General features: G+C 71.8%; 16 protein-coding genes and 2 tRNA genes. 10 read left to right on the forward strand and 8 right to left on the reverse strand.

What is annotated here, in order from left to right; genetic code table 11:
- Nucleotides 1-130 precede the first annotated feature (130 nt).
- Complete coding sequence (locus tag FHX78_RS22555) at nt 131-1,891, forward strand: TIGR03767 family metallophosphoesterase (RefSeq protein ID WP_145869235.1); 1,761 nt, start codon at nt 131-133, stop codon at nt 1,889-1,891.
- A 79-nt stretch (nt 1,892-1,970) separates the two neighbouring features.
- On the opposite strand, the gene FHX78_RS22560 is transcribed toward FHX78_RS22555, so the two are convergent.
- Both FHX78_RS22560 and pepN read right to left on the reverse strand, forming a co-directional pair.
- The gene (locus FHX78_RS22560; RefSeq protein WP_145869236.1) at nt 1,971-3,020 is read right to left on the reverse strand and encodes a hypothetical protein; all 1,050 of its coding nucleotides are present in this window, start codon (nt 3,018-3,020) and stop codon (nt 1,971-1,973) included.
- 216 nt (nt 3,021-3,236) lie between these two features.
- The gene (gene pepN, locus FHX78_RS22565; protein ID WP_145869237.1) at nt 3,237-5,813 is read right to left on the reverse strand and encodes an aminopeptidase N; all 2,577 of its coding nucleotides are present in this window, start codon (nt 5,811-5,813) and stop codon (nt 3,237-3,239) included.
- A gap of 138 nt (nt 5,814-5,951) precedes the next feature.
- Between pepN and FHX78_RS22570 the strand changes: the two genes are divergently transcribed.
- Complete coding sequence (locus FHX78_RS22570) at nt 5,952-6,599, forward strand: mycothiol-dependent nitroreductase Rv2466c family protein (RefSeq protein WP_145869238.1); 648 nt, start codon at nt 5,952-5,954, stop codon at nt 6,597-6,599.
- A gap of 3 nt (nt 6,600-6,602) precedes the next feature.
- On the opposite strand, the gene FHX78_RS22575 is transcribed toward FHX78_RS22570, so the two are convergent.
- On the reverse strand, nt 6,603-6,845 hold the full coding sequence (locus FHX78_RS22575) for a hypothetical protein (RefSeq protein ID WP_145869239.1): 243 nt from the start codon (nt 6,843-6,845) through the stop codon (nt 6,603-6,605).
- A 137-nt stretch (nt 6,846-6,982) separates the two neighbouring features.
- On the reverse strand, nt 6,983-8,362 hold the full coding sequence (locus tag FHX78_RS22580) for an amino acid permease (protein ID WP_145869240.1): 1,380 nt from the start codon (nt 8,360-8,362) through the stop codon (nt 6,983-6,985).
- Nucleotides 8,363-8,729: 367 nt separating this feature from the next.
- On the opposite strand from FHX78_RS22580, the gene FHX78_RS22585 reads away from it, so the two are divergent.
- The gene (locus tag FHX78_RS22585) at nt 8,730-9,314 is read left to right on the forward strand and encodes a biotin transporter BioY (protein WP_145869241.1); all 585 of its coding nucleotides are present in this window, start codon (nt 8,730-8,732) and stop codon (nt 9,312-9,314) included.
- 83 nt (nt 9,315-9,397) lie between these two features.
- On the opposite strand, the gene FHX78_RS22595 is transcribed toward FHX78_RS22585, so the two are convergent.
- The gene (locus FHX78_RS22595) at nt 9,398-10,873 is read right to left on the reverse strand and encodes an amino acid permease (protein WP_145869242.1); all 1,476 of its coding nucleotides are present in this window, start codon (nt 10,871-10,873) and stop codon (nt 9,398-9,400) included.
- A 205-nt stretch (nt 10,874-11,078) separates the two neighbouring features.
- Here FHX78_RS22595 and FHX78_RS22600 point away from each other — a divergent pair, with 205 nt between their 5' ends.
- Nucleotides 11,079-11,564, forward strand: coding sequence for a ribose-5-phosphate isomerase (locus tag FHX78_RS22600; protein ID WP_145869243.1), 486 nt, complete (start codon nt 11,079-11,081; stop codon nt 11,562-11,564).
- Between the two features lie 42 nt (nt 11,565-11,606).
- Entirely contained in the window at nt 11,607-12,434 is an 828-nt protein-coding gene (locus tag FHX78_RS22605) for an Fpg/Nei family DNA glycosylase (protein ID WP_145869244.1), read from the forward strand.
- 4 nt (nt 12,435-12,438) lie between these two features.
- Here FHX78_RS22605 and FHX78_RS22610 read toward each other — a convergent pair whose 3' ends face one another.
- Nucleotides 12,439-13,689, reverse strand: a complete 1,251-nt coding sequence (locus tag FHX78_RS22610) for a GNAT family N-acetyltransferase (protein WP_145869245.1) — start codon at nt 13,687-13,689, stop codon at nt 12,439-12,441.
- Nucleotides 13,690-13,852: 163 nt separating this feature from the next.
- Here FHX78_RS22610 and FHX78_RS22615 point away from each other — a divergent pair, with 163 nt between their 5' ends.
- A complete protein-coding gene (locus FHX78_RS22615) occupies nt 13,853-15,031 on the forward strand; it encodes a PP2C family protein-serine/threonine phosphatase (protein WP_145869246.1) in 1,179 nt (392 codons plus the stop codon).
- Between the two features lie 26 nt (nt 15,032-15,057).
- The gene (locus FHX78_RS22620; RefSeq protein WP_167531823.1) at nt 15,058-15,537 is read left to right on the forward strand and encodes an HD domain-containing protein; all 480 of its coding nucleotides are present in this window, start codon (nt 15,058-15,060) and stop codon (nt 15,535-15,537) included.
- Here the strand turns inward: FHX78_RS22620 and FHX78_RS22625 are convergent.
- Entirely contained in the window at nt 15,534-16,730 is a 1,197-nt protein-coding gene (locus tag FHX78_RS22625) for an acyltransferase family protein (protein WP_145869248.1), read from the reverse strand. The two genes, FHX78_RS22620 and FHX78_RS22625, sit on opposite strands and share 4 nt — an antisense overlap.
- A gap of 614 nt (nt 16,731-17,344) precedes the next feature.
- Between FHX78_RS22625 and FHX78_RS22630 the strand changes: the two genes are divergently transcribed.
- Entirely contained in the window at nt 17,345-17,539 is a 195-nt protein-coding gene (locus FHX78_RS22630) for a hypothetical protein (RefSeq protein WP_145869249.1), read from the forward strand.
- 82 nt (nt 17,540-17,621) lie between these two features.
- Here the strand turns inward: FHX78_RS22630 and FHX78_RS22635 are convergent.
- Nucleotides 17,622-17,692: transfer RNA gene (locus FHX78_RS22635), tRNA-Gly, on the reverse strand.
- A gap of 166 nt (nt 17,693-17,858) precedes the next feature.
- On the opposite strand from FHX78_RS22635, the gene FHX78_RS22640 reads away from it, so the two are divergent.
- Together FHX78_RS22640 and tig are read left to right on the forward strand one after the other, a co-directional pair.
- Nucleotides 17,859-17,935: transfer RNA gene (locus FHX78_RS22640), tRNA-Pro, on the forward strand.
- 171 nt (nt 17,936-18,106) lie between these two features.
- Nucleotides 18,107-19,492, forward strand: coding sequence for a trigger factor (gene tig, locus FHX78_RS22645; RefSeq protein ID WP_145869250.1), 1,386 nt, complete (start codon nt 18,107-18,109; stop codon nt 19,490-19,492).
- Nucleotides 19,493-19,505: the final 13 nt, after the last annotated feature.

A 19,505-nucleotide genomic window follows, 5' to 3' on the forward strand; every position in this document is an offset into this window, starting at 1 on the left:
CGTTGCGCGTTGCCGTCTCGTTCACGCGCAGGCCATTCCCGGTGCCAAGCATCCAGTACGAGCGGGAAGCTCGCCCGGCGGGCGTTCCGCGACCACTGCCGACGCGTTCGCACCCGGGGAGACAAGCGCCATGTCGCGCACACGCTCAGTCGCCGGCTCCACTGGACTCCACCGCCGTTCCCTCCTCGCCGCCACCGGAGCGGTCGCCCTGTCCGCCGGCGCCGGCTACGCCCTGCGGCCCGGCGACGCCGGCACCGCGGCCGCCGCCTCCGGTGCCGGCGCCGAGGAGGCCGTGCTCGCCTCCTCCCGGAAGGCACCGCCCGTCCCGCTCGCCCCGTACACGCGCGGCACCACCGTCGCCGGTGCGGCGGCCCCGCGCGGCGGCACGGGCTACCGGCGCCTCGCCGACGGTCCCGGCTGGGGCCGGGTGGTGCGCGGCGAACTGGCCGCCGCCCGCTCCGGCCGGGCCGGCCGCCGCACCGCGCTCGCCGCGTTCGTGCAGCTCACCGACCTGCACCTCATCGACACCCAGCACCCGCTGCGCCTGGAGTACCTGCGCTCGGCCGACGTGCACGCCTGGCGTCCGCAGGAAACCCTGACCGTGCAGGGCGCCGTCGCCCTCGTGGAGCGGGTCAACGCGCTGCGCGGCGCCCCCGTCACCGGCTCCCCGCTGCACTTCGCGATGACCACCGGCGACAACACCGACAACAACGCCCGCTCCGAACTGGAGTGGTTCCTGACGGTGATGAGCGGCGGCCGCGTCACACCCAACACCGGGGACCCGCGCCACTACGAGGGCGTCCAGAACAGCGGCCTGCGCCAGTACTGGCACCCGGACGCCGCCGTCCGCGACGCCGACAAGCGGCTCGGCTTCCCGCACCTCGACGGCTTCCTCGCGGCCGCCGTCCGCGAGGTGAACAGCCCCGGCCTCAACCTGCCCTGGTACTCCACCGTCGGCAACCACGACTCCATGCCGCTCGGCTGCTACGCCTCCCACGGCGACACGCGCCTGACCGAACTCGCGGTCGGCGGGCGGAAACTGATGGACGTCCCGGCGGCCGAGGCGCACAGGCTCCAGCAGGCCATCAAGAAGGCCAAGGACCCCCGGGGCGTGCGGTACGGCGACTTCCTGCGGACCCACGCCCGCGCCATGCGCTCCGTCACCCCGGACGAGCGGCGCGCCCCCTTCACCCCCGCCGAGTACCTGCGGGCCCACCTGGACCCGGCCCACCGCGGTGTCGGCCCGGTCGGCCACGGCTACTCCGCCGCCAACCTCGACGCGGGCACCCAGTACTACGCCTTCCGCATCGCCGACGACGTCATCGGCGTCAGCCTCGACACCACCGACCCGGGCGGCCACTACAACGGCTCCCTCGGCACGGCCCAACTGCGCTGGCTGGAGCGGACCCTGCGGGACAACCGGGACTCCTGGGCCGTCGTCTTCAGCCATCACACCAGCACGTCGATGAACAACACGCACCGCGACCCGGCGCGGCCCGACGAACGCCGCCACACCGGTGCGGAGGTCGTCGACCTCCTCGGCCGGCACGGCAACGTGGTCGCCTGGGTCAACGGCCACATCCACCGCAACTCCGTCACCCCGCACACCGGATCCGGCGGCTCCTTCTGGGAGATATCCACCGCCTCCCACGTCGACTTCCCCCAACTCGCCCGGGTCATCGAGCTGGCGGACAACGGGGACGGCACCCTCTCGCTCTTCACCACCCTCATCGAGTCCGCCGCCCCGGCCCGCACGGACTTCACCGACCTCTCCCAGACCGGCCTCGCCGCCCTGTACCGCGAACTGTCCCTCAACGCCCCGGGAGCCCGCACCGACCGGGCCGGCGCCCCGGAGGACCGCAACACCGAACTGCTGCTCAGGAAGCGCTGACGGCGGCCCGTCCCCGCGCACGGGAGGAGGGACCGCCGCACGGTCCTCCTCCCCTCCCGGTGCCGCGCCCGGCCCCCCACTACCGCGGCAGGACCACGACGTACGCCGCCGGGTCACGGTCGGCCGCGGCCATCAGGGCGGTACGGACCACCGCCGCCGCCTGCTCCCTCGCGTCCCGCAGCCGGCGCGGGGCGATCCGGACGACCGTGACACCGAGCCGTTCCAGGTGCTCGCGCCTGCGGGCGTACTCCGACCACACGGCGTCGTCCTCGGGCCGCCGTCCCGGGCGGGGCGCGCGGGTGTCCAGCTCCAGCGCCACCGCCTGCTCCGGCCAGTACGCGTCCACCACACCCAGACGGGGGCCGCCCGGCAGCCGCAGGTCGACGTTCCAGCACGGCTCCGGCAGACCGTGCTCGCGCACCAGCCGGTACAGCCGCGACTCCGCCAGCGCCCGGCCCTCGGCCAGCAGCGAGTCCACCGCGTCCACCACGTGCGGCCGGTTCAGCAGCTTGGCACCCGTCAGCTCCCGCACCACCGCCGCCGGATCGCAGTGACCGCCCCGCACCGCCTCCGTCAGCAGCCGGCGCACCGTGCCCGCGTCCTGAAGACCCGCCACGGCGTCGGCCAGCGCGCGCGGGACCGGCGCCACCGGCACGCCCGCGACCTGCTCCGGCACGGGCAGGGCGGCGGCGCGGACGACGCGCGCGCAGCCCGCCGACCGCAGCCGGCGCAACCGGGGGACCAGGACGTCGAACACGTCGAGGGAGGGCAGCGCGGGGGCGGAGGAGAAGCCGTGCAGGGCCAGCGCGGCCAGCCCCGTGATCATCGCCTCCCCGGAGGGGGACGCGGACGGCTCGTCGGCACCGGGCTGCGCGGGGACGCCCGCGGTGCGTTCCCGCGCCGCGTACAGCAGCACCGCGTGCAGCCGCTCCTCGCTGGTCGGCGGGCCGGGGTGGAGCAGGACGACGCCCGGCAGGAGCTGCTGCCAGGGGCCGCCGGGACGGCACTGTTCGCCGGCCTGCGCGGCCGGGACGCCGCGGGCGCGGAGCTGGGCGTGCGTGAGCACCCGGTGCGTGCCGTCGGAGAGCGGGTGCGGGGGGCGGGGAGAGAGCGGGGTGTTGTGGTTCATGCCCGGCAATTTCCCGTCTCCGGCCCGCCCCCGAACCCCTGTTACAGGGCCGTCGACAAACAAGGACAAGCCCGTACTCGAGGACAGCCGTTCGGATACCGGAAACCCCTGGTCCGTTCGGATGAAGGCCAGGGGTTACGGCGCGCAGTGCCCGCGTTCGGTAACGGCTCCCCCGTACGTCCCGTCACGGGGGAGCCGACGGGCTCGGGGCACGGTTCAGCCGGCCGCCGCGTCGCAGCGCTGGCCGCGCAGCGCCCGGGCCAGGTCGTCACGGGCCTCCAGGACCAGCCGGCGCAGCGCCGGGGCCGCGGCCGCGTGGTCCGCGAGCCAGGCGTCCGTCGCGTCCAGCGTCGCCTGCGAGTCCTGGAACGCGGGGAACAGCCCGCGCACCACGTCCATGCCGATCTGGATGGACCGCTCGGTCCACACCCGGTCGATCGCCGCGAAGTACTTCTCCGTGTACGGCGCCAGCAGCTCCCGCTGGGACGACTGCGCGAAGCCCGCGATCGTCGCCTCCACCAGCGCGTTGGACAGCGCGTCCGACTCCACGACCTGCGCCCAGCACTGCGCCTTCACCGCCGCCGACGGGCGGGAGGCCAGACAGCGCACGTGGTGCCGCTTGCCGGACGCGGTGTCGTCCCGGGCCAGCTCCTCGTCCAGCCTCTTCTCGTCCGCCACCCCGTGCGCGGCCAGCGGGCTCAGGAACGCCCAGCGCAGCTCCTGGTCCACCTCCAGCCCCGGCAGCGTCACCGTGCCGTCCAGCAGCGCGGTCAGCAGCTCGAAGTCGGCCGGCAGGCCGGCCGTGCGGGCGAAGAAGCGCGCCCAGGCCAGCTGGTGCTCGCTGCCCGCCTCGGCGCCGTACAGCTGGAGCGCGGCGCCCTCGGTGAGCCGGCGGCCGGTCTCCTCACGCCGCTCGGGCGCGGTGTAGTGCACCGCGGCCGACTCCGCCCACGCGTGCAGCATCTGCAGCACGCCGATGTCGGACTCCCGGCCGGCGAACTTCAGCACCAGGCCGATGAACTCCCGCGCCGGCAGCAGCGCGTCCCGGGTCATGTTCCACAGCGCCGACCAGCACAGGGCGCGCGCCAGCGGGTCGGTGATGTCGCCCAGCCCGTTCCTCAGCGCCGCCAGCGAGGTCTCGTCGAAGCGGGTCTTGCAGTAGGTGAGGTCGTCGTCGTTGACCAGCACCAGCTCCGGCGCGTCCGCGCCCGCCAGCTCCGCCACGACCGTCCGCGCCCCGTCGACGTCCGTCTCCGCCTGCGCGTACCGCTCCAGGGTGAGGTCGCCGGTGCGCCGGTACAGGCCCACCGCGACTCGGTGCGGGCGCAGTTCGGGGTGCGACTCGGCGGCGTCCTGCACGACCGCCAGCTCGTCGATCCTGCCCTCGGCGTCCAGCAGCACCTGCGGAGTGAGGGAGTTGACGCCGGCCGTCTGCAACCACGCCCGGGACCAGGCGGCCATGTCCCGGCCGCTGGTCTCCTCCAGTACCGACAGCAGGTCGCCCAGTCGCGTGTTGCCGTACGCGTGCCGCTTGAAGTAGCGGCGGGCGCCCTCCAGGAACGCGTCCTGGCCGGCGTACGCCACCAGCTGCTTGAGCACCGAGGCGCCCTTGGCGTAGGTGATGCCGTCGAAGTTGAGCTTGGCGTCCTGGAGGTCGCGGATGTCGGCGGTGATCGGGTGGGTGGACGGCAGCTGGTCCGCGCGGTAGGCCCACGCCTTGCGGCGGTTGGCGAAGGTGATCCAGCCGTCGGTGAAGCGGGTCGCGCCGACCAGCGAGAACGCGCCCATGAAGTCCGCGAAGGACTCCTTCAGCCACAGGTCGTCCCACCACTCCATGGTGACCAGGTCGCCGAACCACATGTGCGCCATCTCGTGCAGGATGACGTTGGCCCGGCCCTCGTAGGACGCGCGCGTGACCTTGCCGCGGAAGATGAACTCCTCCCGGAAGGTGACCATCCCCGGGTTCTCCATCGCGCCGAGGTTGTACTCGGGCACGAAGGCCTGGTCGTACTTGCCGAACGGGTACGGGTAGTCGAAGTGGTCGTGGAAGAAGTCCAGGCCCTGCTTGGTCACCAGGAAGACGTCGTCGGCGTCGAAGTGCGGGGCGAGGCCCTTGCGGCACATCGCGCCGAGCGGGATCTCCAGCCGGGTGCCGTCCTCGAAGGTCCGCTCGTAGGAGTCGGTCACGTAGTGGTACGGGCCCGCGACCACACAGGTGATGTACGTCGAGATCGGCTTGGTCTCCGCGAACCGCCACACGCCGTCGGCGAGTTCACCGGCCCCGTTGCTCCACACCGTCCAGCCCTCGGGCGCGCGCACCTCGAAGCGGTAGGGCGCCTTGAGGTCGGGCTGCTCGAAGTTCGCGAAGACCCGCCGGGCGTCGGCCGGCTCGTACTGCGTGTAGAGGTAGACCTCGCCGTCCTCGGGGTCGACGAAGCGGTGCATGCCCTCGCCGGTGCGGGAGTAGGCGCACTGCGCGTCGACGACCAGCTCGTTGTCGGCGGCCAGGTCCTCCAGCAGGATCCGCGAGCCGTCGAAGACCTGGCCGGGGTCGAGGTCCCGCCCGTTGAGCGCCACACTGGTCACGCCCGGCGCGATCAGGTCCGCGAAACTGCTCGCCCCCGGCTCGGCGCAGCGGAACCGTACGGTGGTGACGGAACGGAAGGTGCGCGGCCCCCCGCCGTCGTGCTCGCCGACCGCCGAACGCAGGTCGAGGGACACCTCGTACCCGTCGACGGACAGCAGGGCTGCCCGCTCCCGGGCCTCGTCGCGGGTCAGATTCTCACCGGGCACGGGCGGCACTCCTCAGGCGTCGTCGACAGGGATGAACAGGACCGATCCTGCCATGTGCCCCTGACGGCGGGCAGCCGGGAATGGCCGGGAGCGCACGCCGCGTTGTCACGGGGAAACACCGTCTTCACGAGGAGCGACATGTCGGACACGTCCCCCGCCACGCCCGTCGACTTCTGGTTCGACCCGCTCTGTCCCTGGGCCTGGATGACCTCCCGCTGGATGCTGGAGGTGGAGAAGGTGCGGGACGTCAAGGTCCGCTGGCATCTGATGAGCCTCGCCGTCCTCAACGAGGACAAGCTCGACGAGCTCCCCGCGGAGTACCGCGAGATGCTCGAGGTCCAGGCGTGGGGTCCGGTCCGGGTGGTCATCGCGGCGCAGCAGGAGCACGGCGCCGAGGTGCTCGGCGACCTCTACACCGCGCTCGGCACCCGCATCCACAACCAGGGCCGGGGTCCGGGCAAGGAGACGGTCGCCGCCGCGCTGAAGGACGTCGGCCTGCCCGAGTCCCTCATGGAGCACTGGGACTCCACTCCGTACGAGGCCGAGCTGCGCGCCTCCCACAAGGAGGGCATCGACAAGGTCGGCCAGGACGTCGGCACCCCGGTCATCGCGGTCCCCGGCTCCGACGGCGAGCAGCTCGCCTTCTTCGGCCCGGTCGTCACCCCGGCCCCCAAGGGCGAGGAGGCCGCCCGCCTGTGGGACGGCACCCTCGCCGTGGCCTCCGTCCCCGGCTTCTACGAGATCAAGCGCACCCGGACGAAGGGGCCGGACTTCGGCAACCTGTGAGGGTCAGTCCAGCACGGGTACCTTGATCGGCTCGGCGAACGGCTTCTTGTTGAAGCCCGTGCGCAGGTTGCGGCACTGCTTGCCGGTGTCGGTGTCGAGCACGTTCACGCAGATCCAGAACTCGCCGACGCCGGACCGGCCCAGCCGTTCCTTGAGCCAGTCCTCCTCCTTCTTGTCCAGCCGGCGGTGCTGCTGGTCGGAGCCGCAGGTCCAGCAGTAGTCCTTCATCGTCCTCTGTGTCGCCATTGCGCCACCATGGACCGGATTGCCGCATACCGGAAGCCCCCGCGGGCCGGGTTCCCGCGGGGGCTCCGTCGTTTTCCGCCTGCCGGGTGAACGGTGCGGAGACGATCACGGGGCAGGGCTCCTGCCGGGGAGGGCGGTCAGCTCCGGGCGCGCGCCCGCTGCCAGGCGTAGCCCACCGCCGCGAGCGCCAGCGTCATCCCGCCCGTCGAGTACAGCTGCACGCGCGTGCCCGGCTCCCGGGCCATCAGGACGAAGACCGCCGCCATGCCGGCCAGCGCCACCCACGTCAGCCACGGGAACGCCCACATCCGCACCACCAGCCGCTCCGGTGCCTCCCGCTCCAGCCGGCGGCGCAGCCGCAGCTGGGAGACGGCGATGAAGATCCAGACGACCAGGATCACCGCGCCGATCATGTTCAGCAGCCAGGCGAACACGTCGTCGGGGCGCCAGTAGCTCAGCAGCACGCAGAGGAAGCCGAAGACCGAGGAGGCCAGGACGGCGATCCGCGGCACCCCGCCCGAGACCCGGCCGAGCGCCTTCGGGCCCTGCCCGCGCCGCACCAGGGAGTACCCGATGCGCGAGGCGCCGTAGATGTTGGCGTTCATCGCGGACAGCAGGGCGACCAGGATGACGATGTTCATCAGCTGGTCGGCGCCCGGGATGTCGAGGCGGTCGAGGGCGGCGACGTACGGGCCGTCCTCGACGACCGCCGGGGAGTCCCAGGGGACCAGCGTGACGATGACCGCCATCGAGCCGATGTAGAACAGCGCGATCCGCCACATCGCCGTACGGACCGCGCTCGCCACGCCCTTGACCGGGTCCTCCGACTCGGCCGCCGCGATCGTCACCGTCTCCAGACCGCCGTACGCGAAGACGGAGGCGAGCAGTCCGATCACCAGGCCCTCGCCGCCGTGGGGCATGAAGTCGGTGAGGTGGGAGGTGCCGGGGGAGTCCGTGCCGGGCAGCACCCCCGCGACGGCCAGCACGCCGAGCGCCAGGAACAGCGTGATCGCGCCGACCTTCAGGGCCGCGAACCAGAACTCGAACTCGCCGAAGTTCTTCACCGCCGCGAGGTTGGTCCCGCAGAACACGACCATGAACAGCGCCACCCACGCCCACTCGGGCGTGCCCGGCAGCCAGCCGGTGACGATCTTCGCGGCGCCGATGCCCTCCAGGCCGACCGCCGTGCACAGCAGCACCCAGAACGACCAGCCCGCGGTGAAGCCGGCCCAGGGCCCGATCGCCCGCTCCGCGTGGGCGGAGAAGGAGCCCGACGAGGGGTACGCGGCGGACATCTCGCCCAGCATCCGCATCACCAGCATCACCAGGAGGCCGGAGAGGGTGTAGGCGAGGACGATCGAGGGTCCGGCGGCGGCGATCCCCGCGCCGGAGCCGACGAACAGCCCGGCGCCGATCACCCCGCCGAGGGCGATCATCGACAGATGGCGTTGCTTCAGACCGTGCGAGAGGGAGACGTCGTCCGCCGTCGGGCGCGTCTCGACAGGTGTGCTGGGCATGGGCGCGGCTCGTCCAATGCGGGAGATGACAAAACGTCACCCAGTCTGGGCGGCACCCGGCGGTTCACGGGGAGGATGCCCAGCATATGGACGGCGGTCATGCGGAGGGTGATATTCCGGTTACCCGGTGGCGCCACCGCCCGTCCGTTTGGCGGTTCCCTACAGCCGCCCTTCCACGCCCGTCTGTCGGTGAAACCACCTCACCTCAGTGACCGGCATCACCTCGTGCCGCTTGCCACCCCCGTCCTTTGTCCGGAGCCCACCAAGTCCGCGTTCGCCCCTTTGTCGGGCGTTGATGGTGATCGGCCCGCGGGCGCCGTTGTAGCGTCACCGTGTCCCCAACCGCCCTCACCCCGCGGAGACCTCCATGAGCACCGCTGCCGTCACGTCCGCCCGATCCGGACAGGTCCTCGCGGACCTCATCCCGGCCTCCCGTGTCCGGGACGCCGCGCTCGTGCTCGGCGGTGCCGCGCTCACCGGCCTCGCCGCCCAGATCGCGGTGCCCGTCCCCGGCTCGCCGGTGCCGGTGACCGGCCAGACCTTCGCCGCGCTGCTCGTCGGCACCGCCCTCGGCGCCCGCCGCGGGTTCGCCTCGCTGGCGGTGTACGCACTGGTCGGCATGGCCGGGGTGCCGTGGTTCGCGGAGGGCGGGTCCGGCATGGCGATGCCGTCCTTCGGCTACATCCTCGGCATGCTGCTGGCGTCCGTCGTCGTGGGCGCCCTGGCCCGGCGCGGCGCCGACCGCTCCGCCTGGCGCACCGCGGGCACCATGGTGCTCGGCTCGGCGATCATCTACGCCGTCGGCGTCCCCTACCTGGCCCTCGCCACCGGGATGTCCGCCTCCGCCGCGATCGCGGCCGGCCTCACCCCGTTCCTCATCGGCGACGCCCTGAAGGCCGCCCTGGCGATGGGCGTGCTGCCCACCGCCTGGAAGCTCGCCGACAAGCGCTGACGGGCGCCGGCACCTCACGGGGCCGGGGGCCCGCGGCACACACGCCGCGGGCCCCCGGCCCCGTGTCATGACAGGGAGCGGTGTCAGCCGGCCCGGACCTCGTCCCGCGCCTCGGCGTCCGCGCCCCGGCGGCCCGCCATGCGCTGCCGGACGACGGCGATCGCGAGCACGACCCCCGCGACCAGCAGCGACAGCAGCACCGTCGTACGCCCGTTGTGCTCGGTGTCGGTCAGCATGTAGCCCAGCACGAACACGATCAGCCCCGCGCTGGCCCACGTCAGATACGGGTACAGCCACATCCGCACGACCAGCTTCTCCGGCGCCTCCGCCTCGATGATCTTCCGCATGCGCAGCTGCGAGAAGCAGATCACCAGCCAGACGAACAGCGCGACCGCGCCGGAGGAGTTGACCAGGAAGAGGAAGACGGAGTCGGGGAACCTGTAGTTGAAGAAGACGGCGACGAAGCCGAACACCACCGACGCGATGATCGCGGTCCGCGGCACGCCCCGGGCGGTGGTCCGGGCGAACGCCTTCGGCGCGTCCCCGCGCCGGCCGAGCGAGAAGGCCATCCGGGAGGCCGTGTAGAGCCCGGAGTTGAGGCAGGACAGCACGGACGTCAGCACGATGAAGTTCATGATCTGACCGGCGTGCGCGATCCCGAGCGAGTCCAGGGCGGCGACGTAGGAGCCGTCCTCGGAGATGGCCTCGCTGTCCCAGGGCAGCAGACAGACCACGACGAAGATCGAGCCGAGGTAGAAGACGCCGATCCGCCAGATGATGCTGTTGGTCGCCTTGGTGACGGCCCGCTGCGGGTCCTCCGACTCACCGGCGGCCAGGGTGGCGATCTCGCTGCCCATGAAGGAGAAGACGACGAGCAGGATGCCGGTGAGCACGGCGCCGGCGCCGTTGGGCAGGAAGCCGCCGTGGTCGGTCAGATTGCCCAGCCCCGCGGAGTCGCTGTCGACACCGGGCAGCACACCGAACACGGCCAGCCCGCCGATGACGATGAACGCGCCGATGGCGACGACCTTGATCCCGGCGAACCAGAACTCGAACTCGCCGTAGGAGCCGACGGAGGCCAGGTTCGTGGCGGTCAGCACCACCATCACGATGAGCGCCCAGCCCCACTGGGGAACGGCCGGAATCCACCCTTCGAGGATCGCGGCCCCGGCGGTCGCCTCGACCGCCAGCACCACGACCCAGAAGAACCAGTAGAGCCAGCCGATGGAGAACCCGGCCCACGGGCCGAGCGCGCGGTCGGCGTGGGCGGAGAAGGAGCCCGACGTCGGATTGGCCGCCGACATCTCACCGAGCATCCGCATCACCAGCACCACGAGCGTGCCGACGAGCGCGTACGACAGGAGGATGCCGGGGCCGGCGGTCGCGATGCCGGTGCTGGAACCGACGAACAGGCCGGCGCCGATGACGCCGCCGATGGCGATCATCGACAGATGGCGGTTCTTGAGCCCGGCCTGGAGCCCGGAGCCTTCCGGGTTCCCCGGGGCGGCGGGCCCTCCGGGGTCGTTGCCTGCCCCGGTCACGGTCGGCTGAGAAGTCATGGGGTGGTCTTCCTTTGCGCCGGTTGAGCGGTACCCGTACGAGTGGTGTACGAGCCGGACCAGTGAAACGGAGGCGAACGAATTGGGGAACCTTTGATTTCGGATTGTTATTTGAGGTTTTCCTGAGGTTCTGTGGAATTGCTCACGTGTTTCCGGTGCGGCACCCCGCGCCGCCGCCCGCACACGCACATGTCACACTCGACGCATGCGCGTGTATCTCGGCTCCGACCATGCGGGCTACGAACTCAAGAACCACCTCGTCGAGTGGCTCGAGGCGGCGGGCCATGAGCCCGTCGACTGCGGCCCGCACCTCTACGACGCCCAGGACGACTACCCGCCCTTCTGTCTGCGCGCCGCCGAGCGGACCGCCGCGGACCCGGGCGCCCTCGGCATCGTGATCGGCGGCTCCGGCAACGGCGAGCAGATCGCCGCGAACAAGGTCAAGGGCGTACGGGCGGCCCTGGCGTGGAGCGAGGAGACGGCCGCCCTGGGCCGCCAGCACAACGACGCCAACGTGGTCGCCGTGGGCGCGCGCATGCACACCCGGGACGAGGCGACGAAGTTCGTCGAGACCTTCCTGAGCACCCCGTTCTCGGGCGACGAGCGGCACATCCGCCGCATCGACATGCTCGCCGGCTACGAGACCACCGGCGACCTCCCCCCGATCCCGGCCCACCACCCCCAGCAGTAGCACGCGGGACGCGGTACAACAGCGGACGAGGGGGGGCGACCCGTGCCCGAGGGCCACACGATCCACCGGCTGGCGAAGGACTACGCCGCGGCCTTCGGGGCCGGCGGCCCCCTCCGCGTCACCAGCCCCCAGGGCAAGTTCGCCGACGCCGCCGCCCTCCTCGACCGCACCCCGCTGCACACCACCGACGCCCACGGCAAGCACCTCTTCCTCGGCTTCGGCGACCCCGAGCCCGAGCACACCGAGTGGGTCCACATCCACCTCGGCCTCTTCGGCAAGGTCACCTTCGGCCCGGCGCCGGTGCCCCCGCCCACGGACACCGTGCGCCTGCGCCTCGCCGATGCCACCGCGTACGTCGACCTGCGCGGCCCCACCACCTGCGCCCTGATCACGGACGGCGAGAAGCGGGCGGTCCACGACCGCCTCGGACCCGACCCGCTGCGCCCGGACGCCGATCCGGCCCTGGCCCACCGCCGGATCAGCCGCAGCCGTACGTCGATCGCCGCGCTCCTCATGGACCAGAAGGTCGTCGCGGGCGTCGGCAACGTCTACCGCGCCGAGGTCCTCTTCCGGCACCGGATCGACCCCTACCGCGCGGGCCGGGACATCACCCCGGCCGAGTGGGACGCCCTGTGGGCCGACCTGGTCGCGCTGATGCGCGAGGGCGTGCGCGACAACCGCATCGACACCGTCCGCCCCGAGCACACCCCCGAGGCGATGGGCCGCCCGCCGCGCGTCGACGACCATGGCGGCGAGGTCTACGTCTACCGCAGGGCCCACCTGCCCTGCCACATCTGTGGCGGCGAGATCCGCACCGCCGACCTCGCCGCCCGCAACCTCTTCTGGTGCCCCGGCTGCCAGCGCCGCTGAGCCGTCAGAACCCGTGCGGCAGCCACGGCGCCGCGTCGCTCCCGAACGCCAGGGACGCCTCCGCCAGCGCGCCGCGCCGCAGTTCGCGCACCCGTCCGGCCGCCGCGAGCGCCGTGAGACCCGTCCCGCCCAGATACGCGGCGCCCAACTCCCGTACCGACAGGGCGAGGTCGGCCGGGTCCTCCGTACGCTCGCAGGACGCGCCCTTGGTGTCCCCACTCAGCCGCCAACGCCCCGCGTTCCAGGGGCAGAAGGCGTCCTCCACGTCCAGCACCACGTCCACCGGCGCCCGGTAGGTCCGCGCCTGGAGCGCCGCCCCCACCTCCACCAGCCGTACGTACAGCGCGTCCCGTACCTGCGGCCGGCACCGGCGGATGTCCGACACCATGTACTGCCACGCCTCGTCGACCGGGCGGCCCCGCGCCACCAGCGTCGACGTCAGGTCGATGCCGAACAGGAACCGCCACAGCGCCGCGTCCGCCGCCGGATCCAGCGCGGCGAGGTCGCTCAGCAGTACCGAGCCGTCGTGCCCCGCCGCCCCGTACTCGGGCCTCACCCGGAACCGCGCGTACCCGACCGTCCCACCGTCCCGCTCGGCGACGACGCACTGCAGCGGCGACGCCCCGCCGCGGCGGTCCGCCGGGTCCAGCGTCCCCAGCCGCTCCCAGCCCGGCCGGCGCGCCAGCATCCCCGGCCGCCCCGGCACCAGCCGGGCGTACACCGCCTCGCACGCCTCCAGCACCTCGCCGGGCACCGCGTACCGCAGCCGTACGTCGTCGGTGCCGGGCGGGACGGACAGTACGGTGCGACGCGTGTCGATCTCGGCGCTCAACTCCGAGGTGGCCGCCCCGTAACCGAACCGGCCGTAGATCGCCGGCTCGGACGCGGTGAGCACCGCCAGCGGCTCGCCCCAGGACCGCACGTCGTCCAGCTGGCGCCGCATCATCGACCTCAGCACCCCGCGCCGCCGGTGCGTGGCGGCCACGCTGACGCCCGTGATGCCCGCGGCCGGCACGGCGTCACCGCCGGGCACGGTCAGCCGGAACGAGAACGCGCCCGCCGTCCCCACGCACTCGTCCCCGTCCCAGACAGCCAGGGAACGGCCGAACTCGGTGAGCGAGTTCCACAGTTCCCGCTCCTCCTCCGCCTCCGGGAGCCCACTGAAGGCACGGATGAGATTCGCGTACCACTTGTCCCATTCGTCCTCTCGCAACACGCGAAGACCGGGTGCGGGGATCGTCTGCTCGTTCGCCATGAGCCATGCGTACCAGGGTCCCGCGCGACCGGCGAGACAATTTCGTCCGGTCGGCCACACGACGGCGTCAGGTGCAGTTCACTGTGAGTTCGGTCCCCGTCAGGGGGGACAACCAGGACCTCCCGTGCCAAGCGGCCGGTCCGATGGATAGGGTCCCGAACTAATGGCAGCAGGACGACAGCGGCGCGCGGAAGCCGACACGTTCACGGCCCGGTTGAAGAAGCAGTGGCACCGGGCCCGCGTCGGCATGCGCCGGGCCGCCGTCGACTACTTCCGCGGCGACGGCTCGGACTGGGTCGCGCTCGCCGGACTCCTCCTCACCGTCCCGCTCATCGCGGCCGGCACCCTCGCCAACTCGGTGTGGTGCGCCCCGGCCGCACTGGTCCTCCCCATCGTCGCGGGCGGCCTGCTGCTGCGCCCGGCGAGCCTGCTCGGCCTCTACGCGGCGGCGGCGACCGCCCTGATCGTGGAGTCGGTACAGCTCGGCCCCTACACCGAGGGCGCGGCCCGCGTCACCCCGGGCGTGGTCCTCGTCGTCGCGGCCTGCGGCTTCTTCGGACTACTCGTCGCCCAGTTCCGCAGCCGGGTGGGCGTGCCCTGGCGGCGCGGCGGCACCATGCTCTTCGACCTGCGCGAACGCATCCGTGTGCAGAGCAAGCTGCCGAAGCTGCCGGAGGGCTGGCACCGGGAGATGGCGCTGCGCCCGGCGGGCGGGCAGTCGTTCTCGGGCGACTTCGTCGTCGCGGCCCGCACCAACGGCGGGCGCACCCTGGAGGTCGTGCTCACCGACGTCTCCGGCAAGGGCATGGACGCCGGCTCGCGCGCCCTGCTGCTGTCCGGCGCCTTCGGCGGCCTCCTCGGCAGCCTCCCGCCGCACGCCTTCCTCCCCGCCGCCAACGGCTACCTGCTCCGCCAGGACTGGGACGAGGGCTTCGCCACCTCCATCCACCTGGTGCTCGACCTCGACTCCGGCGACTACGAGCTCTACTCCGCCGGGCACCCGCCGGGCCTCCAGCTCAGCGCGGGCAGCGGCCGCTGGGAGGAGAAGGTGGCCGACGGCCCGCTGCTGGGCGTGTACGACGGCGCCCAGTTCGACCCGGTGAAGGGCTCCCTGCGACCCGGGGACGTGCTGATGCTGTTCACCGACGGTCTGGTGGAGACCTCCGACCGGGACATCGTCGAGGGCATCGACCGCCTCACCGGTGAGGCCGACCGGTATGTCGCCGGCGGTTTCCACGGCGCCGCCTGGCACCTGATCGAGGCGGTCGCCAAGGACGTCAACGACGACCGGGCGCTGCTGCTCATCTGCCGGGAGGGCCCGACGGCGGCGGCCGCCCGCTGACCCGGGAGCCGGGGCACACTGGAGCGGTGACCGAGACACCGCGCACCCCGCTGACCCCGTCCGAGGCCGAGGCCGTCGCCCGCGCCGCGCACGCAGGCCAGACCGACAAGGCGGGCCGGCCCTACGCCGAACACCTGCGGGCCGTCGCCGAGGGCGTACGGGCCCGCGGCGGCGACGACGAGCAGATCGCGGCGGCCTGGCTGCACGACGCCGTGGAGGACGAGCGGCTGACCGAGCGGTGGCTGGACGGGGCGCCGCTGACCCGGCGGACCAAGGACATCGTCCGCGCGGTCACCAAACGGCCCGGTGAGCCGCCCGAGGCGTACGCGGCCCGCATCCTCGCCACCCCCGGCGCGCTGCTGGTGAAGGAGGCGGACCTGGCGCACAACGCCGACCCGGCCCGGCTCGCCGTACTGGACGGGGCGACCCGCACACGACTGACCGAGAAGTACACGCGGATGCGCGCACTCCTCGGTCTCGTGGTGGCGGGGGAGGAGAAGTCCTAGACGGAGACCTTCTCGCGGGTCTCCTCCCCCTTCTTCTCCGTCTCCCGCCGCTCGCGTTCGCGGGCGAGTTCGGCGGCGTCGCGCTTGAACGCCCACTCCATCCTCGGCTCCATCGCGAACCGGAAGACCCGCTGCACCGGCTTGGTGCACAGCAGCGTCACCAGGACCGCCGCGAGGACGCTCACGGCGATCTCCCCGAGCGGCTGGTGCAGCACGGAGTGGTCGAACCAGCCCCGGTAGTCGCCGGCCTTCACCACGAAGCCGTGCAGCAGGTAGCCGTACAGCGTGCCCGCGCCGAGCGCGGTGAACCACATGTGGCGGCGCGGCACCCAGGCGAAGAAGCACGCGGTCAGCAGCAGCGAGCAGCCGAACATCGCGAGCACCATGACCGGACCGGCCCACCACGGCGCGCCCAGCTCCTGCGCGGCGTCACGGTGGTAGAACCACGCGGTGTTCATCCGCGGCACCGCCCACCAGCCGACGGCCAGCGCCGCCGCGAAGACCGGCACCGACGCGATCCGCACCGACCGCCGGCGCACCATGTGGAAGTGCTGGGGCTTCATGCACAGACCGAGCACGAAGTACGGCAGGAACTGCAGCACGCGCTGGAGGTCGAGGTCGTCGCCGATTCCCGGGCTGGCGCTGGCCAGCATGGCGATGCCGAGGGCGAGCGGCAGCGGGTGCCGCACCGCGTTCCAGATCGGGGTGGTGAGCCGCCAGACGAACAGCGCGACCAGGAACCAGGTCAGGTACCAGGGGTCGAGAAGGCTGATCTCCTGCTGCGGATCGTTGTCGACGACCCGCTTGAACAGGGGATAGGCGGTCTCGAAGACGATGTACGGCACGGCGACACCGGTGATCAGCCGCCGCAGCCGGTCGGGGCGCATGTCGAAACTGCGCGAGAAGAAGCCGGAGATGATGATGAAGGCCGGCATGTGGAAGGTGTACACGACCGTGTACGCCGCCTCCAGGATCCGGCTGTCGCCCTTGATGGGCTCCCAGGCGTGACCGATGGCCACCAGCACGATCGCCAGGTACTTGGCGTTGTCGAAGAACGCGTCGCGCTGCTTGCCGGAGGGCGCCGGCCGGTCGTGCTGCCCGTTGGTGCGCGGGCTCGGCACTCCGGGCGCCGGTGACGGTGCCGGAGGCGGCGGCGTTCTGCGGTTGCCGTACGGTCGCTGCGAGTTCGTCACTGACCCTCCCGGCGGGAACTGGGGGAGACGATCGGTGAGCTCGCTGCGCTTGCGGGGGACGAGGCAGCGTGGAACATCTGAGGCACCCTAGCGTTGTCCGCGGGATTTCGTAAAACGTCCGACGTCATTCACCGGCTATTCGGTCCGGGTACCCCGTACCGGGGAAAGCGTGCGCGGCTGTGGACGTGATGGTCAACACAGTGTGCGGGTAAGGCCCTTATCCCGTACGCCGGGTGGCCTTGTCGTGATTCTTCCGGACTAAATCATGCATAAGACCGGCAGGCGACTCCGGTGAAATGTCCGTCTTCGTACGCGTTTTACGCCCGCTCGGGCGCTCGCCGAGGAGCGTGCGGCGACGATTCGAATTAGCTGCGAACGCGTTGTGTGGATACGGAAACGATCCGGCTGAATTCCCTGTGCGGGTGCCCCTTCGAATTGCCGTGCGGGACGCTGCCGTCGGCCCGCGGGGCGAGGGCGCCCGGGCCCGGTGTGACGGACGATGCGTCAGCCGCCGCATAAGGGGGCCATGTTGGTGGCACGATGGTCCTGGCGGGGTGCGCGGGGTCGCGTCGCCCGGGCCGGGGAAGCCGAACCGACCAAGGGTGTGATCAGTTGTGGCCATTTCACTGTCTGTGGTGCTGCTGTTGGCGATCATCCTGGTGGTGCTGATCAGAGGCGGCTCCCTCAAGGCCGGGCCGGCGGTCGTCGCCGTCCTCTTCGGCTTCTTCCTGGCCTCCACCGGCATGGCCGACGACATCCAGCGGTTCCTGGACTCGGTGGCCGGGATGATCAACTCGATCAGCTTCTGATCCCGCCCCGCCCCGCGCGGAGATCCACGCAAACGACCGGGGCCGGGTCGAGGAGTCCTCGACCCGGCCCTGAGCCGTACAGAGCGGGCGACGGGAATCGAACCCGCGTAGCTAGTTTGGAAGACTAGGGCTCTACCATTGAGCTACGCCCGCACAGTGCGCGCCGCGAGCCCGTGGCCGCGGCACTGACAGGCATCGTAGCGGGTAGTGCCCCCTCGTCGCACACCGCGTTTCCGGACCGCCGCCGGCGCCCCCGCCGCGCCCGGCGAATGCGGCGGCCCGCGCGCCCGGGTGCATGTACCCTACGTCTCGCACCAGACGGGGTGTGGCGCAGCTTGGTAGCGCGTCCGCTTTGGGAGCGGAAGGCCGTGGGTTCAAATCCCGCCACCCCGACCACCCGGCCGATCATGCATCCGGTGATCGCCTTTTGGGCGCCGTAGCCGCTGCCGTTACTATGCAAGCTGCACGCCCGTGTGTCTCAGCGTCTGAAGTCCTCCGGGCGGCGAATCGGCCGGACCGCTCTGGTCCCGGCAGAACCCGAGAAGTCAGCCACAAGGAGACCGAACCGTGAAGAGCGCCGTGGAGACCCTGAACCCGACCCGGGTTCGGCTCACTGTCGAGGTGCCCTTCGAGGAGCTCAAGGACAGCCTCGACGCGGCGTACAAGAAGATCAACCAGCAGGTCACGGTGAAGGGCTTCCGCAAGGGCAAGGTCCCGGCCCGGGTCATCGACCAGCGGTTCGGCCGCGGTGCGGTGCTGGAGGAGGCCGTCAACGACGCCCTCCCGAAGTTCTACACCGACGCGGTCAACGAGGCCGAGCTGAACCCGCTGGGCCAGCCCGAGGTCGACATCACGGAGCTGAAGGACGGCGAGACGCTGAACTTCACCGCCGAGGTCGACATCCGCCCGGCCATCGAGATCCCGGACTACTCCGGCATCGAGGTCGAGGTCGACGCCGTCGAGGTCAGCGACGAGGACGTCGAGAAGTCCGTCGAGCAGCTCCGCGAGCGCTTCGCCTCCACCTCCCCGGTGGAGCGCGCCGCCGAGGACGGCGACGTCGTCACCATCGACCTGGAGGCCAAGGTCGACGGCGAGGTCCTGGAGGACGGCGTCGCCAGCGGCGTGTCCTACACCATCGGCTCCGGTGAGCTGCTGGACGGCATCGACGACGCCGTGAAGGGCCTGGAGGCCGGTGGCGAGGCCACCTTCACCTCCGAGCTCAAGGGCGGCTCCGCGGCCGGCAAGGAGGCCGAGGTCACCGTCAAGGTCTCCCAGGTCGCCGCGCGCGAGCTGCCCGAGCTGGACGACGAGTTCGCTCAGCTCGCCTCCGAGTTCGACACCCTCGAGGAGCTGAAGGCGGACAGCCGCAAGCGCCTGGAGAACATGAAGCAGTACGACCAGGCCACGCAGGCCCAGGAGCGCGTCCTGGAGAAGCTGCTCGAGCTGGTCGAGGTCCCGGTCCCCGAGAAGCTGCTCGAGGACGAGATCAACACCCGCAAGCACAACCTCGAGCACCACCAGCTCGGTCAGATGGGCCTCGACCTCGCGAAGTACCTGGAGATCCAGGGCAAGACCGAGGAGGAGTTCGAGACCGAGACCCGCGAGGCCGCGGTCAAGGGCATCAAGACCCAGTTCGTGCTCGACGAGCTCGTCAAGCAGGAGAAGCTCAACGTCAACCAGGAGGAGCTCACCGAGCACCTCATGCGCCGCGCCGCCTCCTCCGGCATGTCCCCCGACCAGTTCGCGCAGGCCGTCGTCGAGCAGGGCCAGGTCCCGCTGCTCGTCGGCGAGGTCGCCCGCGGCAAGGCCCTGGCCGTCGTGGTCGAGAAGGCCACGGTCAAGGACACCAACGGCGAGATCGTCGACCTCGACGACGAGGACGAGGACGAGGCCACCGAGCCGGCCGAGGGCGAGGCCGCCGAGGCCCCGGCCGAGGAGAAGACCGAGGGCTGACCCTCGCGTCGCC

Source organism: Streptomyces capillispiralis (assembly GCF_007829875.1).
GTDB lineage: Bacteria > Actinomycetota > Actinomycetes > Streptomycetales > Streptomycetaceae > Streptomyces > Streptomyces capillispiralis.

Bases quoted from the DNA above. Each gene is read 5' to 3' on its own strand.
- FHX78_RS22555 (WP_145869235.1), top strand. From the start codon at position 131: ATGTCGCGCACACGCTCAGTCGCCGGCTCCACTGGACTCCACCGCCGT.
- FHX78_RS22560 (WP_145869236.1), bottom strand. From the start codon at position 3,020: ATGAACCACAACACCCCGCTCTCTCCCCGCCCCCCGCACCCGCTCTCC.
- FHX78_RS22570 (WP_145869238.1), top strand. From the start codon at position 5,952: ATGTCGGACACGTCCCCCGCCACGCCCGTCGACTTCTGGTTCGACCCG.
- FHX78_RS22575 (WP_145869239.1), bottom strand. From the start codon at position 6,845: ATGGCGACACAGAGGACGATGAAGGACTACTGCTGGACCTGCGGCTCC.
- FHX78_RS22580 (WP_145869240.1), bottom strand. From the start codon at position 8,362: ATGCCCAGCACACCTGTCGAGACGCGCCCGACGGCGGACGACGTCTCC.
- FHX78_RS22585 (WP_145869241.1), top strand. From the start codon at position 8,730: ATGAGCACCGCTGCCGTCACGTCCGCCCGATCCGGACAGGTCCTCGCG.
- FHX78_RS22595 (WP_145869242.1), bottom strand. From the start codon at position 10,873: ATGACTTCTCAGCCGACCGTGACCGGGGCAGGCAACGACCCCGGAGGG.
- FHX78_RS22600 (WP_145869243.1), top strand. From the start codon at position 11,079: ATGCGCGTGTATCTCGGCTCCGACCATGCGGGCTACGAACTCAAGAAC.
- FHX78_RS22610 (WP_145869245.1), bottom strand. From the start codon at position 13,689: ATGGCGAACGAGCAGACGATCCCCGCACCCGGTCTTCGCGTGTTGCGA.
- FHX78_RS22615 (WP_145869246.1), top strand. From the start codon at position 13,853: ATGGCAGCAGGACGACAGCGGCGCGCGGAAGCCGACACGTTCACGGCC.